We start from the raw sequence: 16,140 nt of genomic DNA, 5'->3' as shown, positions 1-16,140 counted from the left end.
GATGTGAAACTATTTGAAATGTTGTTTTGGTGCCGGGAGGGGGAATCGAACCCCCATGATGTCACCATCGCGGGATTTTGAGTCCCGTGCGTCTACCAATTCCGCCATCCCGGCAAAAAACTTACCTAGTTTTTTGCTACGTTTCATAAATTAAGCAAGGCGCAATTATCACTGAAAAGCGCTAGTACATCAAGCTGCATGGGCGAAAATTCACTTCCCCGGTATAATGTGCATATGAAAACTGAGGATTTTGATTTTGATCTGCCCAAGGACCTAATCGCGCAATTTCCCGCCAAAGAAAGAACCAGCAGCCGTTTGCTCTATCTGAATAACTTGCGAGAGTGGCAAGATACCAGGTTTGTTGATTTGCCAGATTACCTTAAGCCAGGTGATGTGATGATTTTTAACGATACGCAAGTGCTAAAAGCACGGTTATTCGGAAAAAAAGAGAGCGGTGGACAAGTGGAAGTGATGATCGAGCGAATTCTCGATCACCATCACGTATTGGCATCGATTCGTGCTAGTCATGCTCCCAAGGTAAATTCTAAGCTTATTTTAAATGATGTGATTCCAGTAACCGTGGTAGATCGTGCTGGTGAATTTTATCGCTTGTATTTCGACAATAGTCGTTCTGTCGATGATTGGTTGGATTGTTATGGACAATTGCCTCTGCCGCCTTATATTACTCGAGAGTCTACGGAATTGGACGAATCACGTTATCAAACTGTATACGCAAGTAATCCAGGCGCGGTTGCTGCGCCTACTGCCGGGCTACATTTTGATATGGATATCATGACTCAGCTGCGTGATCTTGGTGTCAGCATTGCTTATCTGACTTTACATGTGGGAGCGGGAACTTATCAACCGGTCCGTGTTAGCCAAATTGAGGATCATGCCATGCACAATGAAGTGTTTCATATTCCACAGGAGACTGTTGATATCATTCAACAAGCACAGGAAAACGGTGGGCGCATTTTAGCGGTAGGAACAACTTCGCTACGTGCATTGGAAGCCTGTGCAATGCAGCACGATGGACGGTTAGTTGCGGGTCATGGAGATACAAATATTTTTATTACACCCGGCTATCGCTTCCGTATTGTTGAACGCTTACTGACTAATTTTCATTTGCCGCGTTCAACATTGTTGATGTTAGTTGCTGCTTTTGCCGGCATGGATATAATTAAACGCGGTTATCAGCATGCAATCGATCGGCGCTATCAATTTTTCAGCTATGGTGATGCGATGTTAATCGAAAGAAATCATAAGTCATGAAATTTGAACTACATACTACCGATCATCATGCACGCCGTGGCACGTTAACACTTGCGCACGGCATCATTGAAACCCCTGTTTTTATGCCGGTGGGTACCTATGGTGCGGTAAAAAGTATGTCACCCGAAGCGCTTCTGCAAATTCAAGCACAAATTATATTAGGCAATACATTTCATTTGTGGCTCCGGCCGGGATTGGGAGTGATTGATGCGCATCAAGGGCTGCACGATTTTATGGGCTGGCGCAAACCGATATTAACGGATTCTGGTGGTTTTCAAGTTTTCAGTTTGGGAGATTTACGCAAAATCACTGAGCAAGGCGTACACTTCAAATCGCCCGTCAACGGTGATCGTTGTTTTTTGTCACCGGAAGAATCGATGCGCATTCAACGCATACTAAATGCCGATATTGTTATGGTTTTTGATGAATGTACGCCATACCCGGCTGATGACATAACCGCTCGTACTTCTATGGAGCTTAGCTTGCGTTGGGCAGAGCGCTCCAAGCAAGCACATGGTAATAATGCCAACGCACTCTTTGGTATCGTGCAAGGGGGTATGTTTGAACAACTTAGGAATGAATCATCAGCAGGCTTACAGGAGATTGGTTTTGATGGTTATGCGATTGGCGGTTTATCGGTGGGCGAGCCAAAAATCGATATGCAACGTATTTTGAATCATACTGCTCCGTTACTGCCTTTTAACAAACCACGTTATCTCATGGGCGTGGGTACTCCTGAGGATATTGTGCATGCAGTTGCGCAAGGTATCGACATGTTTGACTGTGTGCTGCCAACACGCAATGCACGCAATGGTTGGTTATATACGCGCCGTGGCGTTATTAAATTACGCAATAGTCAATACCGTCTGGACAAGTCACCACCTGATGAGCAATGCGGCTGCTATACCTGTCAAAATTTCACGTTAGCCTATCTGCATCATTTGCAGCGTATCAATGAGATGCTAGGCGCACACCTCAATACCGTACACAATCTGTTCTATTATCAGCAATTAATGGCAGAAATTCGTAACGCTATTGAGAAACAGCAATTTCAAGAATTCGCACAAGAATTTCTGGCTGAGCATGCAGCATGCTAAAATATGCCTTTTTAAATGTTTTTGGAGAGCTTTATGTTGATAAGCGATGCTTTTGCGCAAACTGCTGCACCGGCGCAAGCTGATGCAAGCTTGATGAGCTTGCTACCCCTGGTTGCTATTTTTGTTTTATTTTATTTTTTGCTAATACGCCCGCAATCTAAGCGTGCCAAAGAACACAAACAAATGGTCGATGCCTTACAGCGTGGTGATGAGATCATTACCAACGGCGGTATATTAGGGTTAGTGATGAATGTAAGCGAATCGTATGTGATAGTAGAAGTGGCACCTGCTGTTGAAGTAACCATACTTAAATCTTCGATTCAAACTCTGTTGCCTAAAGGCTCACTGAAAAGCATTGACCCCAAAGGTAAATCAACTACAAAAAGCAAAGGTGGAAAGTCTATTTCAGCAGACAGTAATAGTACGGTATCACAATCAAGTGAAACGGCAGAAACTACAAGTACCAACACCACGGAAGATACCAATCAATCAAATACGCAACAATCCAATAAATAAGTTTTGTTTGCGTCGTTTTCCTGATTTTTTGATTCCGTCTTTGTAACTCCCTAATACATACTAACATCCATGAATCGTTTTGCACTTTGGCAATATCTCATCATTGCAGTTTCTGTTGTACTTGGGCTGCTGTATACCTTGCCGAATTTTTATGGTGAATCGCCAGCCGTACAAATCTCACCATTGCGCGCATCTTTAAATGCTGACACTGCACTACTGAAGCAAGTTGAAGAAACACTGACACAAGCCAATATCAAGGCAGACGGTATTTTTCTCGAAGGTAATAGTGTCAAAGTGCGTTTTGCTGATACCGATACGCAGATTAGAGCCAAGGATTTATTCGAATCGGCGTTCGGTAAAGATTACATTACCGCATTGAATCTATTACCAAATTCCCCGCAATGGTTAACCGGTTTAGGCGCTTTGCCGATGTATTTGGGATTAGATTTGCGTGGTGGCGTGCATTTTATGCTCGAAGTCGATATGCAAGGCGCTTTAGATAAGGCTCTTGAGCGCTATGGCTCGAATGTGCGGACTACTTTGCGAGAAAAAAAGATTTCCTATGCAGGTATCGAAAGGCTCAATAAGAAAATAATTCTGAAATTTCGTGATGAAGAATCACGTACGCAAGCAGAAGCCGAGTTAAAATCAAATTATCCCGATCTGGGTTTTGTGCATGAGCGAGTCGGAGAGCGCTTCGATCTTGTTGCTACAATCACGCAAGAAGCAATGATTCGCATGCAAGATTCTGCTGTGATGCAGAATATCACGACATTACGTAACCGTGTTAATGAGCTAGGGGTAGCAGAACCGATCATTCAGAAAGCCGGAAAAGATCGCGTCATTGTTCAACTACCAGGGGTTCAGGATACGGCCAAGGCGAAAGATATTTTGGGGCGTACGGCAACGCTGGAAATCCGTATGGTGGATGATGCGCGCGACTTAGATGCGGCGATACGTGGACAAGTGCCCGCGGGGTTGGAATTGTATGAAGAACGCGGTGGCAGTCCATTGCTGGTAAAAAAACAAGTCTTGTTAACTGGCGAGCATATAACTGACGCGCAACCAGGCTTTGATAAAGATAATCAACCTGCAGTCCATATTAATCTTGATGGTGGTGGGTCGCGTATCTTTAAACAATTGACGCGTGACAATGTTGGCAAAAGAATGGCTATTCTTTTGATTGAAAGAAATCAAGCCGAGGTTATCACTGCTCCGGTTATTCGCGAGGAGATTGGCGGAGGGCGCGTGCAGATCAGTGGTCGTATGACCAATACGGAAGCGCGAGATGTGGCGTTGCTGCTTCGTTCTGGTGCGCTTGCCGCACCGATGGATATTATCGAAGAGCGTACGGTTGGCCCTAGCTTAGGTGCCGAAAATATTAGTCGTGGATTTAATTCGACATTGTATGGGTTTCTAGCGGTAGCTGTTTTCGTTGCGATTTACTATGCTGCTTTTGGCGTTATTTCAGTCATTGCGTTGGCGCTTAATTTATTGCTGCTGGTTGGTTTATTATCGATCATGCAAGCTACCCTTACCTTGCCAGGTATGGCTGCACTGGCACTAACGGTGGGTATGGCAATTGATGCCAATGTGTTGATCAACGAAAGGATTCGTGATGAATTACGCACAGGCGCGTCACCGCAACAGGCTATACAAAGTGGCTATGAACGTGCTTTCGGTACTATTTTAGATTCCAACATTACAACTTTGATTGCCGGTGTTGCGTTATTTGCATTGGGCTCTGGTCCAGTGAAAGGCTTTGCTGTCGTGTTGTGTTTGGGGATTCTAACCTCGGTATTTACCGCAACCTTTGTTTCGCGTGGCATAGTGAGTTTACTATATGGAAATCGCAGATTAAATACTGTACCTATTGGGAAGATATGGATACCTAAAGGTAAGGGAAAGGAAAGAAATGACGAGATGTCAGATGCTTTTGATGCACCTGGCGAGCAACTTTCTGAACCCAACGAGCGCACGCCAAGCGTTATAGATAAATCGGAGGCCAATATTGAGCAATCCGTTGCCCAATCAGACCTTTACAGTCCCTCCCATTCTCAAAGTGAGATTGCGACCGAGGCTTCAACGATGAAACCTAATATTGGTGTATCACGAAACAAAGGTAAAAATAAACGCAAGAAAAAATCGCCGAACATTACTTAAACACTATAGCAGCGCATTCTTTATAGGAAACAACTATGGAAATTTTTAGATTTAATCACGACATTCCGTTCATGCGTTGGCGTCGGATAGGCGCTGTTATTTCAATTGCGACCTTTGTCCTGTCTATTTTTTTTATCGCAACCAAGGGATTAAATCTAGGGATAGATTTTACCGGCGGAACAATTTTAGAGGTTAATTACCAACAGACTGTTAATCTGGAAGAAATACGAACAACACTGGCTACTAAAGGTATTACCGATGCCAGCGTGCAAAATTTTGGAACGTCACGAGATGTCCTAATTCGTTTGCCCATTAAAACGGAGGTATCCAGCGCACAATTATCGGAACATGTTTTTGAAATTCTTAAACAAGCTGATTCCGCTGTAGAAATTCGTCGTGTTGAGTTTGTTGGGCCGCAAGTAGGTGAAGAGTTACTAGAAAATGGCGCATTAGCGTTATTATTCGTTTCAATTGGAATTATTGCTTATTTGGCAGTACGGTTTGAGTGGAAATTTGGTATCGCCGGCATGATCGCGAACTTACATGATGTGGTTATCATCGTTGGCTTCTTTGCTTTTTTTCAATGGGAATTTTCGCTCACCGTGCTTGCTGCGGTACTTGCGATTCTCGGTTATTCGGTGAATGAATCGGTGGTCATTTTTGATCGTATTCGAGAAAATTTCCGTAAATTGAGAAAAGCATCGGTGACACAAGTAATTGATAATGCCATTACTCAAACTATGTCGCGTACGGTTATTACGCACGGTTGTACACAATTGGTAGTCATTGCCATGTTATTGTTTGGCGGAGAAACACTTTATTATTTTTCGCTCGCCTTAACCATAGGTATTTTATTTGGTATTTATTCATCAATCATGGTGGGAAGTTCTATTATTATGCTTTTGGGTGTTAAAAGAGAAGATTTGGTTTCTTTGGAGAAGAAACCATTGGAAAACGATGGGGCTGTTGTTTAAACAAATATTAATCGCTAATTTGTTCAGCATTTCTTAATTATCGATTGATCATAACAGGTATATGATTTTCTTTTTTAATTTATATTAAGGCGCAAGCTTTGTTTACAGATATTGTTCGTTGGATTGTCGATACTATAGGTGGTTTAGGATATTCCGGTATTTTTCTACTCATGTTGATTGAATCCAGCTTTGTTCCTTTCCCGAGCGAAGTAATCATGATACCTGCGGGTTATCTGGCAGCAAAAGGTGAAATGAATATTGTTATTGCTATTTTGTGCGGCATATTAGGAAGCTTGGCAGGCGCTTTGATTAATTATTTTCTGGCGATTCGATTAGGACGTCAATTACTAATCAAATATGGCAAATATGTCATGTTCGAAGAAAAGCATATGCAGAAAATGGAGAGTTTTTTTGCTCGTCACGGTCACATTTCAACTTTGACAGGCCGCTTGATCCCGGTAATACGTCAGTATATTTCTTTGCCCGCTGGGCTGGCACGGATGAATCTAGCAGTTTTTTGCTTTTATACCAGTCTTGGTGCTGGAATTTGGGTCGTGATTTTAACCTTGCTAGGCTATTTTATTGGCGGAAATGAAGCACTGATCAAGGAATACCTGCATCAAATTATATTACTGCTCATCGCAGCTTGTGTCATTGGAATTGGCATCTACTATTTTTTTCAAAAACGAAACCCTAGCAAAAATTAATGCCCGCATAATTGAATCTTATTGCCACATATTTTTACCAGTATACTTTTTAAGCCATGTCTTATATCGCTCTAACCGATAATCAGTTTAATTCTGAGGGATATTGGAATAATCCAGTTGATGAAACTTCATCTCCCTCAGCGATTGATCTGGCACTTTTCGATCAGAATGGCTACGATTTGACAAAATTAGAGCAGCGTTTTGCCCAAACTAACTTAGCGCCATTTCATGCTCATCGAGATCATCGACATGCTTTGAAAACAGCATGGTTTACCCAACAAAGTAAGCTAGAGGGCGCTGTTCTCAACCACAGCTTATTATTTGAGCGTAAAGGATATTGCGGTGAGGCATTGGAGCAATTGCAGCAATGGGCGCAAACTAATCCGTTGGTATATAAATTAATCAGAATGCGCCCTAAATGGGGACTGGATTTTAGTATGGATTACGTCGATCGATCTGGCAATGTATTTGAGGTATTGCATTGGGAGTACGATGGTTTTAACTACGAAGAAGTAGAGCATCGTAAGCAACAATTACAAATTAAATTTGCTTCGATCGATTGGGATGATGCTGCAATTAATATGCTGAAGTTAAAGGATCAGTGGCATTGTTTGGATTTCTTTGCACAAAGTGATTGGAAGTGTAATTACTTTGGCATCGTTAAAGAGCGCTTCAAAATGGTTATTTGGGATTAATTAAATCTGGCGATTTTTAGATTTTTACTATCGCTGCATATCAATATAGGCGTACTACAGTTGGTAGTACAAACATTATAAATTCACATTTGGTATGGTCAGTTTTTATTTTAGCTTCTTCTGCTTAACACTTAAAATCTGGACAAATTATAAATTATGCTGCATGAGTCGGTGAATTAAGGTTCCTTTGACTCTCTCCGATCAGCATAATAGCGAACTAAAGTAGTGATGTTGGAGTAAAAATTGCAGATGAATTATTGATAATGGACTGGTATAGCGATTGAGGCGAGAAAGTATGCTGATGTAGAGATGGTCATGGCAGGCTTTTTCGCTCTAAGTGTGTGCTATTCGGTTTTTAATTCGTTTATCGATTGATGAAATTATGAACTAATTAGATAATTCAATTGTCTTTGTTGTGAGTATTGCGATTCGCTGATTCTTGACATTTTTTGAGTAGATATCCTGACCTGATTGTGTCATTATGCTGAACTTTTGGCCGAATAAGATTGATTAGGTCGAGATTTATAAAATGTTCGAGGAACAAGGGGTATGGGTGATCGAGAAGTCGATCAGCAATTAGTTGAAAGAGTTCAAAACGGGGATAAACATGCATTTGATTTACTCGTTATTAAATATCAACGTAAATTAGCTCGGCTATTGTCTCATTTTATTCGTGATGCGGCTGAGGTTGAGGATGTGACACAAGAAGCTTTCATCAAAGCTTATCGAGCGCTACCGTCTTTTCGTGGAGATAGTGCCTTCTATACGTGGTTATATCGAATTGGAATTAATACTGCCAAGAATTTTTTAGTATCACAAGGACGTAAAGTTCCGACTATAGAAGGAGTTAATAATGAAGATGCTGAAGATTTTGAAGATAATAGCTTGCTGAGGGAAGTTAATACACCCGAAAGTGAATTAATGAGTAAACAAATTGCCCAAACGGTAAGTAAGTCACTCGATATTCTGCCGGAGGAATTGCGTTCGGCAATAGTATTACGAGAGATTGATGGATTAAGTTATGAAGAAATTGCAACTATTATGAATTGCCCAGTAGGCACAGTACGCTCGCGAATCTTTCGTGCACGTGAAGCGATATCGGAGCAGTTGCGCCCTCTTTTAGGAACTAGTAAGGATAGGAGGTGGTAATTTTGGAAAATGAAGTATCTGCCCTAATGGATGGGGAGCTAGAAAGTGAAGATGTTTCGCGAGTGGTTGAGATGCTTGATAGAAATAGTGAATTAAAGCAGCATTGGGAAACCTACCATCTTATCGGTGACGCACTTAGGCAATCATCTCAGCTTTCTATGAATTTGTCTGAAGCTGTAGCTACCAAGCTTAAGGATGAGCCCATTATTTATTCTCCTAACGTATCGGAATTACTGTTATTTAAAAAACAGAAACGTAAAATTGCTACGCTTGCGTTAGCTGCATCTGTTGTGTTGGGTATTTCTACATGGCTTGGTTTGGATCACTCTTCACAAGAGGCTGATAAGCAGATTCTCGCTGAGAAGAAGATGCAGGAAACTATTGACCACAGTGTCGTTCCCATAACCGTTTCTTCACAATTACAACCGATAAAAAATGGCCCGGTGGTTTTTGAGAGAAGTAATCTTTTGTTATTGCAAAATGAAATGCAGCCTATTTATACAAATTATATAAGTGCTCAAAGACAAAATAATAGTACACCGAGATCCATTGAGTATCACAAAAAAGAAATCACCGAATAACAAACCGTAATTACATAATAGTATATTTTTTACTCACTAATAATCTGAAGACTAATTCAATGTAAAAAAAGAATGTTTTTCGTTTTTTGTTAGTGACTAGATTGATTGAATTTCTATTTTTGCTTTGTGCTGTATCTTCATCACTTATTATCTACCGTTAAATTACAAGTATTCACAAGAAAATCAATTTGTTTTTTTCTTATACTTTATATTATTATCCTGTTGCAATTTCATAGATTATCTTCGTTACAATTTTGAATTCCGAAGAATATCTTAAATATTAGAAAGGCGTTTTAGTTTTATGATTATTGAAATTTTGACTGTAAAAATAAGGTAAGCATGGCAATGTTAAAATACTTATTATTTTTTCTGTTTTTTTGTTCTAGTACAGCTAGTGCGCAACTTAATGAGTTGCCTAATTTTACAGGTCTAGTGGAAAAGTATGGTGCTGCAGTGGTTAATATTAGTGCGACACAAAGCACTAATGATATAAACCAACAGATATTTCCTGAGATACCTGAGATACCTGGAATACCTGAGAACTCTCCTTTTTATGAATTCTTTAAGCGTCATATGCAACCTTTTTCCGCGCCCAGAAAATCGGAACCTAGGTCTTTAGGCTCTGGATTTATCATAAGCTCAGATGGTTATATTTTGACAAACGCGCATGTGGTAGAAACCGCGGATGAGATTACCGTCAAACTGAACGATAAACGTGAATTTGTTGCTGAAATAATTGGCACAGATAAAAAGACAGATATCGCGCTAATCAAAATTACTGCCAATGATTTGCCAAAAGTGATGCAAGGCAACCCTGATAATCTTAAAGTAGGTGAATGGGTGATTGCAATTGGCTCACCTTTTGGTTTTGAGCATAGTGTAACTGCCGGTATTGTTAGCGCAAAAGGGCGTTCACTTGCGCAAGAAAATTATGTGCCTTTTATACAAACTGATGTTGCAATTAATCCTGGAAATTCTGGAGGTCCTCTGTTTAATATGAAAGGGGAGGTTGTTGGAATTAATTCCCAGATTTACAGTAGGACGGGTGGTTTTATGGGCTTATCTTTTGCAATACCCATTAATGTTGCAACCGAAATTGCTGATCAGTTAAAAACGAATGGAAAAATTGATCGAGGAAGAATTGGTGTAATGATTCAGGAAGTTACAAAAGACATAGCTGATTCTTTTGGTTTGGCCAATAACAATGGAGCATTGGTTGTATCGGTTGAAAAAAATAGTCCTGCAGACCGAGCCGGTATCAAAGCGCGAGATATTATTTTGAAATTTGATGATAAAGATATTGCGACTTCAGCTGATTTGCCGCGCATAGTTGGTAACACTAAACCTAATTCAAAGGTGTCAATACAAGTTTGGCGGGATGGCTCGATAAAGACTGTTAAAGTCGAGGTGGGCGAGATACCGAGTGATGATGTGGCTGAAAATCGTAAATCAAAGCAGAAAAGTAAAAAAGAGCCTATCACTAATCGCCTTGGGCTGGCATTAAGTGAATTAACGTCACAACAGAAAAAGCAATTGGATGTTACAAATGGCTTGTTAGTAGAAGGTATTCAACCGGGTATTGCGAGCCGTTCGGGAATTCGGGTGGGTGATATAATTCTTGGGTTTAATAGCAAAGATGTCAAAAATACTGAGCATTTTAATGAAATGCTAAATCAAGTGCCAAATGGTAAGAATATAGCTCTGCTGGTTAAAAGAGGAGATGTAATCAATTTCATCACAATGAAATTAAATGACGACCTTAAGAAGTAACGATTCGTCACTAAAAGGAATCGAACAACCTAGTAGATTCATTGTATATATTCGTGAGGATTGTCATCTTTGTCAACAAATGATACTTGCTCTAACTAATTTACCCGAGCAAGTATCGCTCGATTTTCAAGTAATAGATATTGATTCAGATCCTGAATTAATAGCTATGTATGGAGAAAAAATACCTGTATTAGTATCCCCAAATCATCAAGTGATTTGTTATCATTTTCTTGATGTCTCAGCTTTAGATGATTATCTTGGCAAAATCCGCTAGAATGCTGCCTTTTGTTAATTTCATTTGATTAACAATCTTATCTTCCTAAAAAAGATCGAAGACAACTATCTTGAACTTGTTTTCCTACCCTTTATTTATTCCTTGTATACAATGGACTAATGCAACACATTCGTAATTTCTCCATTATTGCTCACATTGATCACGGCAAATCGACGCTTGCTGATCGCATTATCCACTTATGCGGGGGATTATCGGATCGGGAAATGGAGGAGCAAGTTCTCGATTCCATGGATCTTGAAAGAGAACGGGGAATTACGATCAAGGCACAAACTGTCGCACTACGCTATAAAGCTAGAAACGGACAAACTTATTTGTTGAATCTGATAGATACGCCAGGACACGTCGATTTTTCTTATGAAGTTTCACGCTCGTTGGCGGCATGTGAAGGCGCGTTGTTAGTTGTTGATGCATCGCAAGGAGTGGAAGCGCAAACGGTCGCTAATTGCTATACCGCGATTGAGCAAGGTGTCGAAGTTATTCCTGTACTCAATAAAATTGATCTGCCTGCAGCAGATCCTGAACGAGTCATTCAAAATATTGAGGAAGTTATTGGTATTGATGCACAAGATGCAGTCAGGATCAGCGCTAAAACAGGTGAAAATATTATAGAAGTTCTTGAGACTTTGATCGTGAAAATTCCACAGCCAAAGGGAGATTCAAGCGCACCACTCAAGGCGCTAATTATCGATTCTTGGTTTGATAACTATGTTGGCGTCGTCATTCTGGTGAGAGTGATGGAAGGCATGGTAAAACCAGGCGATAAAATACTATTAATGGCAAGCCAAACCGCACATTTGTGTGAACAGGTCGGTATTTTTATGCCGAAATCTGTTTATCGAGATTCGTTAAATGCAGGAGAAGTGGGTTTTATTATTTCGGGTATCAAAGAGCTGCATGTTGCCAAGGTCGGCGATACTGTTACTTTATTGAATCGCCCTGCTACAGAACCTTTGCAAGGTTTTAAGGAGATTAAGCCGCAAGTATTTGCTGGGCTATATCCGATTGAATCTAATCAATACGATGCATTGCGTTCGGCATTAGAGAAGTTAAAACTCAATGATTCTTCCTTGCATTTTGAGCCAGAGGTCTCGCAAGCTTTGGGTTTCGGTTTTCGTTGCGGATTTCTTGGGCTACTGCATATGGATATTGTGCAAGAGCGTCTGGAAAGAGAATACGGCATGGATCTAATTACTACTGCACCCACAGTAGTTTACCAACTGCTGTTACGCGATGGAACCTTAATCGAGATTGAAAATCCCTCTAAAATTCCAGATCTTTCGAAGATTGCTGAGATTCGCGAGCCGATTATTACCTCAACCATACTTGTACCTGAAGAATATGTAGGTGTAGTGATTACTTTGTGTGTCAATAAACGTGGCAATCAAATGAATATGCAATATATGGGAAAACAAGTCATGTTGACATATGAAATGCCTTTAAACGAAGTGGTCATGGATTTTTTTGATCGATTAAAATCCGTTAGTCGAGGATATGCTTCATTGGACTATGAATTTAAGGAGTTTCGAGTTTCTGACTTAGTAAAACTCGATGTGTTAATTAATGGTGATAAAGTTGATGCGTTGTCACTTATCATTCATAGAAATAGCAGCCAATATAGAGGGCGGGAATTGGTAAAAAAAATGCGTGAATTAATTCCGAGACAGATGTTTGATATTGCTGTACAAGCTGCGGTTGGTGCGCACATTATAGCGCGAGAGACTGTTAAAGCATTGCGTAAGAATGTGTTGGCAAAATGCTACGGTGGTGACATAACGCGTAAACGAAAATTGCTTGAAAAACAAAAAGCAGGTAAAAAAAGAATGAAACAAGTAGGCAATGTGGAAGTTCCACAAGAGGCATTTTTAGCAATATTGCAGGTTGATAATAAATAATGACAATATGCTGTAATTGTAGAAATTTTTTATGCAAATTTGCATTTCATTTAACATATCATTATCCAATGACGATAATTGGATTATATTTGGTTTTTTAAAGGGAACATAATGAATTTTCCTTTAATTTTGTTTGTTTTATTGTTGCTAACCGGTGCTATTTGGTTACTGGATATTTTCTTATTAAGAAAGCAGCGAGCATCTGATCAAAATGAACCTTGGTGGGTAGAATATCCTAAAAGTTTTTTCCCAATTATTTTGATCGTGTTCACACTGAGGTCTTTTGTAATTGAACCTTTCAAAATTCCTTCAGGGTCAATGATTCCAACTTTACTGGTTGGTGACTTTATTTTGGTGAATAAATATACATATGGTCTTCGTCTTCCTGTGATCAATCAGAAAGTATGGGATATCAGTGAACCAAAACGTGGAGATGTTTTAGTTTTTCGATATCCAGAAGACCCCTCGATTGACTACATTAAGAGAGTCGTCGGTATTCCTGGTGATGTAATTACATATCACAATAAACGACTAACAATTAATGGCGAAGCCGTTAAGACGGAATACGAAGAGGATTACAAGTATATAGAGTCGGGTTTTGGCTATATCTATTCGGATCGCTTCTCGGAACATTTGGGTGATGAAGAACATTCTATTTTGATCAACCAAGATGCCAGCGGAGTACAGTATTCCAATATCCGGCAATATCCTTTTCGTGAAAACTGCAAATATAATCGGACAGGGTTTACCTGTGAAGTTCCTGCAGGAAATTATTTTGCCCTGGGTGACAATCGCGACAGTAGTAGTGATAGCCGGTATTGGGGATTCGTACCAGAAGAAAATATTGTAGGTAAAGCTTTTATGATTTGGTGGAATTTTAATGATTTAAGTCGTATTGGTCTGTCTATTCAATAGGGTTTTCTGTGAAGGGGGAGATATGTATTATTTCACGGCAATACAGCAGCAAAAGGGCTTTAGTCTATCTGGTTTATTAGTCGTTTCATTTTTTCTAATCCTTTTGTCGCTGTTAGGTATGAAGTTAGTCCCTGCCTATTTAGAATATTCCTCCATTCAGAAAAACTTAGTGGCAACGGCAAAAGAGGTAGGTATACAAGATTCCGATTTTAATCAAATTAGGCTGGCTTTTGCTAAGCGAGCTCAGATTGATAATATTAAATCCATTACTGCGCAAGACATAAAAATAAACAAAGTCAATGGGCGGACTATTCTAAGCACTCAGTATTCCAAACAAATACCTCTGGTTTCTAACCTATCGTTAAAGATTGATTTTGAAGCTACCAGTGAGTGATGGTCTGATTCATTCCGCCTCGTTCTTAGTATTTTGCTATCATGCAGAGTAGTCTCCGTTCGCACTCACTGCATGCATTCTGTGGTCGACTTGGATACTCTTTTAAGCGATCTGAGTTACTTATCCAAGCAATTACACATCGAAGCCATAGTGCTTCGCACAATGAGCGCCTAGAGTTTCTTGGGGATGCGATTCTGAATTGTATTGTTGCGAACATGCTTTACCAATTTTTTCCACAATTACCCGAAGGGCATTTGTCACGGATTCGTGCAAGCTTTGTTAATCAGCAAGCACTCTGTGAATTGGCATTAAAATTACAAATGAATGATGTGATCAGATTGGGTGAAGGAGAAATTAAAAGTGGTGGATACATGCGGCCTTCCATTCTCGCAGATGCCTTTGAAGCGATTGTTGGGGGGATTTTCTTGGATAGTGACTTTGCTCAAGTGGAAGCTGTTGTGGTTGCGCTATATCAACCTTTGATGAACACCGTTGATATAGGTGTTCAAAAGAAAGATCCCAAAACTTTGTTACAAGAATTTCTGCAAAGCAGGAAAATGACTCCTCCAGAATATATAGTCGTTACTACGACAGGTGAGGCGCACAAACAAAAATTTAAAGTCGAGTGTAATGTGCCAAAGTTTAGCTTGCGAACCTTTGGTGAGGGCACTAGCAGACGAAGTGCTGAGCAGGAGGCGGCAAAGCTTGCCTATGAGAACTTATCGAGATTACAAAATCGATAAAATGTTGTGAATCCATATCATTATATGTCAGAGTTATCATAGTATGTCAGTGATGGATAATTTTCGCACTGGGCATATTGCCATTGTTGGGCGTCCAAATGTCGGCAAATCGACTTTGCTGAATCAGTTGTTGCAGCAAAAAATCAGCATTACCTCCAAGAAAGCGCAGACCACTCGCTTTCAAATTAACGGGATTTTGACTGAATCGAATGCGCAATACATCTTTATTGATACTCCTGGTTTCCAAACACAGTTTTCCAGTCGCCTAAATTCAGCGATGAATCGTGTGGTAAGGCGGTCAATGCATGGTGTCGATGTGGTATTGTTTGTTATTGAAGTCATGCTATTTGGCGAGCGTGATATTGTTGCAATGCGCGAGCTACCTAAAGATATTCCTGTCATTTTAGTGATGAATAAAATAGACCTGATGGCTGATAAAAACCTTCTGTTGCCATTCACGCAGAGAATGTCGAGTGAGTTTGATTTCGCTGCAATTGTACCGGTCAGTGCATCACAAAAAATACAGCTTACTGAGCTTCTCAGCACTATTTATAGTTACTTGCCAATTTCGCAACCATTGTATAGTAGTGATGAAATTACTGATTGCAGTCAATATCTTATTGCTGGTGAATTCATTCGTGAAAAAATGTTTCGTTTAACTGGCGATGAGTTACCTTATTCAACAGCAGTCGTTATAGATCAATTTATTGATCAAGAAAAGTTGATTCGGATTCATGCCACAATTTTTGTTGGAAAAAGCAATCAAAAAGCGATTATCATTGGAAAGAATGGCGAGAAACTTAAACAAATTGCAATGAAAGCGCGTCAAGAGATGGAATTACTATTCGGGAAAAAAGTATTTCTACAGGTTTGGGTCAAGGTTAAAAGAGATTGGGTCAATAATGAGGCGGTTTTAAAGAGCTTTGGATATGAACTATAGTGTGCGGCAGATGGAAATTCATACTGATGCCTTAAAA

The 16,140-nt window shown here is 40.0% G+C and carries 16 protein-coding genes and 1 tRNA gene; 16 read left to right on the top strand and 1 reads right to left on the bottom strand.

Features of this window, described 5'->3' with window-relative positions:
* Positions 1-27: 27 nt before the first annotated feature.
* Positions 28-114: transfer RNA gene (locus tag W03_RS08415), tRNA-Leu, on the bottom strand.
* A gap of 120 nt (positions 115-234) precedes the next feature.
* Between W03_RS08415 and queA the strand changes: the two genes are divergently transcribed.
* The 16 genes from queA to era all read left to right on the top strand — a co-directional run bounded on the left by queA (position 235) and on the right by era (position 16,103).
* Entirely contained in the window at positions 235-1,272 is a 1,038-nt protein-coding gene (gene queA / locus W03_RS08410; protein WP_244072543.1) for a tRNA preQ1(34) S-adenosylmethionine ribosyltransferase-isomerase QueA, read from the top strand.
* Entirely contained in the window at positions 1,269-2,369 is a 1,101-nt protein-coding gene (tgt, locus tag W03_RS08405; RefSeq protein ID WP_244072542.1) for a tRNA guanosine(34) transglycosylase Tgt, read from the top strand. The genes queA and tgt overlap by 4 nt, the downstream gene beginning before the upstream one ends.
* A gap of 33 nt (positions 2,370-2,402) precedes the next feature.
* The gene (gene yajC / locus W03_RS08400; RefSeq protein WP_244072541.1) at positions 2,403-2,885 is read left to right on the top strand and encodes a preprotein translocase subunit YajC; all 483 of its coding nucleotides are present in this window, start codon (positions 2,403-2,405) and stop codon (positions 2,883-2,885) included.
* 69 nt (positions 2,886-2,954) lie between these two features.
* Positions 2,955-5,048, top strand: a complete 2,094-nt coding sequence (gene secD, locus W03_RS08395) for a protein translocase subunit SecD (RefSeq protein ID WP_244072540.1) — start codon at positions 2,955-2,957, stop codon at positions 5,046-5,048.
* A gap of 35 nt (positions 5,049-5,083) precedes the next feature.
* Positions 5,084-6,022, top strand: coding sequence for a protein translocase subunit SecF (gene secF / locus W03_RS08390; protein ID WP_244072539.1), 939 nt, complete (start codon positions 5,084-5,086; stop codon positions 6,020-6,022).
* Positions 6,023-6,120: 98 nt separating this feature from the next.
* Positions 6,121-6,729, top strand: a complete 609-nt coding sequence (locus tag W03_RS08385; RefSeq protein WP_244072538.1) for a DedA family protein — start codon at positions 6,121-6,123, stop codon at positions 6,727-6,729.
* Positions 6,730-6,785: 56 nt separating this feature from the next.
* Positions 6,786-7,424 carry a hypothetical protein gene (locus W03_RS08380; protein WP_244072537.1) on the top strand — a complete coding sequence of 213 codons (639 nt, stop codon included), beginning with the start codon at positions 6,786-6,788 and terminating at the stop codon, positions 7,422-7,424.
* Positions 7,425-7,973: 549 nt separating this feature from the next.
* Entirely contained in the window at positions 7,974-8,573 is a 600-nt protein-coding gene (gene rpoE, locus W03_RS08375) for an RNA polymerase sigma factor RpoE (protein ID WP_244072536.1), read from the top strand.
* A gap of 2 nt (positions 8,574-8,575) precedes the next feature.
* Positions 8,576-9,154 (top strand): sigma-E factor negative regulatory protein, encoded by a 579-nt coding sequence (locus W03_RS08370; protein WP_244072535.1) that lies wholly within the window; start codon positions 8,576-8,578, stop codon positions 9,152-9,154.
* 345 nt (positions 9,155-9,499) lie between these two features.
* Positions 9,500-10,924: a DegQ family serine endoprotease gene (locus W03_RS08365; RefSeq protein ID WP_244073721.1), complete on the top strand. Its 1,425-nt coding sequence runs from the start codon at positions 9,500-9,502 to the stop codon at positions 10,922-10,924.
* Positions 10,905-11,198 (top strand): glutaredoxin family protein, encoded by a 294-nt coding sequence (locus W03_RS08360; protein WP_244072534.1) that lies wholly within the window; start codon positions 10,905-10,907, stop codon positions 11,196-11,198. The genes W03_RS08365 and W03_RS08360 overlap by 20 nt, the downstream gene beginning before the upstream one ends.
* A 119-nt stretch (positions 11,199-11,317) precedes the next feature.
* The gene (gene lepA, locus W03_RS08355) at positions 11,318-13,111 is read left to right on the top strand and encodes a translation elongation factor 4 (protein WP_244072533.1); all 1,794 of its coding nucleotides are present in this window, start codon (positions 11,318-11,320) and stop codon (positions 13,109-13,111) included.
* Between the two features lie 111 nt (positions 13,112-13,222).
* Positions 13,223-14,026: a signal peptidase I gene (gene lepB / locus W03_RS08350; protein ID WP_244072532.1), complete on the top strand. Its 804-nt coding sequence runs from the start codon at positions 13,223-13,225 to the stop codon at positions 14,024-14,026.
* Positions 14,027-14,048: 22 nt separating this feature from the next.
* Positions 14,049-14,420 (top strand): DUF4845 domain-containing protein, encoded by a 372-nt coding sequence (locus W03_RS08345; RefSeq protein WP_244072531.1) that lies wholly within the window; start codon positions 14,049-14,051, stop codon positions 14,418-14,420.
* 41 nt (positions 14,421-14,461) lie between these two features.
* Positions 14,462-15,163, top strand: coding sequence for a ribonuclease III (gene rnc, locus W03_RS08340; RefSeq protein WP_244072530.1), 702 nt, complete (start codon positions 14,462-14,464; stop codon positions 15,161-15,163).
* A gap of 43 nt (positions 15,164-15,206) precedes the next feature.
* Positions 15,207-16,103, top strand: a complete 897-nt coding sequence (gene era, locus W03_RS08335; protein WP_244072529.1) for a GTPase Era — start codon at positions 15,207-15,209, stop codon at positions 16,101-16,103.
* The last annotated feature ends 37 nt before the right edge of the window (positions 16,104-16,140 follow it).

This window comes from Nitrosomonas sp. PY1 (genome assembly GCF_022836435.1).
Taxonomy (GTDB): domain Bacteria; phylum Pseudomonadota; class Gammaproteobacteria; order Burkholderiales; family Nitrosomonadaceae; genus Nitrosomonas.
This window is presented reverse-complemented; position numbering and strand designations above follow the sequence as displayed.

Excerpts from the sequence above, each read along its gene's own strand:
- lepA (WP_244072533.1), top strand. The coding sequence starts at position 11,318 with ATGCAACACATTCGTAATTTCTCCATTATTGCTCACATTGATCACGGC.
- secF (WP_244072539.1), top strand. The coding sequence starts at position 5,084 with ATGGAAATTTTTAGATTTAATCACGACATTCCGTTCATGCGTTGGCGT.
- yajC (WP_244072541.1), top strand. The coding sequence starts at position 2,403 with ATGTTGATAAGCGATGCTTTTGCGCAAACTGCTGCACCGGCGCAAGCT.
- tgt (WP_244072542.1), top strand. The coding sequence starts at position 1,269 with ATGAAATTTGAACTACATACTACCGATCATCATGCACGCCGTGGCACG.
- era (WP_244072529.1), top strand. The coding sequence starts at position 15,207 with ATGTCAGTGATGGATAATTTTCGCACTGGGCATATTGCCATTGTTGGG.
- rnc (WP_244072530.1), top strand. The coding sequence starts at position 14,462 with ATGCAGAGTAGTCTCCGTTCGCACTCACTGCATGCATTCTGTGGTCGA.
- queA (WP_244072543.1), top strand. The coding sequence starts at position 235 with ATGAAAACTGAGGATTTTGATTTTGATCTGCCCAAGGACCTAATCGCG.
- W03_RS08360 (WP_244072534.1), top strand. The coding sequence starts at position 10,905 with ATGACGACCTTAAGAAGTAACGATTCGTCACTAAAAGGAATCGAACAA.
- rpoE (WP_244072536.1), top strand. The coding sequence starts at position 7,974 with ATGGGTGATCGAGAAGTCGATCAGCAATTAGTTGAAAGAGTTCAAAAC.
- W03_RS08380 (WP_244072537.1), top strand. The coding sequence starts at position 6,786 with ATGTCTTATATCGCTCTAACCGATAATCAGTTTAATTCTGAGGGATAT.
- W03_RS08365 (WP_244073721.1), top strand. The coding sequence starts at position 9,500 with ATGTTAAAATACTTATTATTTTTTCTGTTTTTTTGTTCTAGTACAGCT.
- W03_RS08345 (WP_244072531.1), top strand. The coding sequence starts at position 14,049 with ATGTATTATTTCACGGCAATACAGCAGCAAAAGGGCTTTAGTCTATCT.
- secD (WP_244072540.1), top strand. The coding sequence starts at position 2,955 with ATGAATCGTTTTGCACTTTGGCAATATCTCATCATTGCAGTTTCTGTT.
- lepB (WP_244072532.1), top strand. The coding sequence starts at position 13,223 with ATGAATTTTCCTTTAATTTTGTTTGTTTTATTGTTGCTAACCGGTGCT.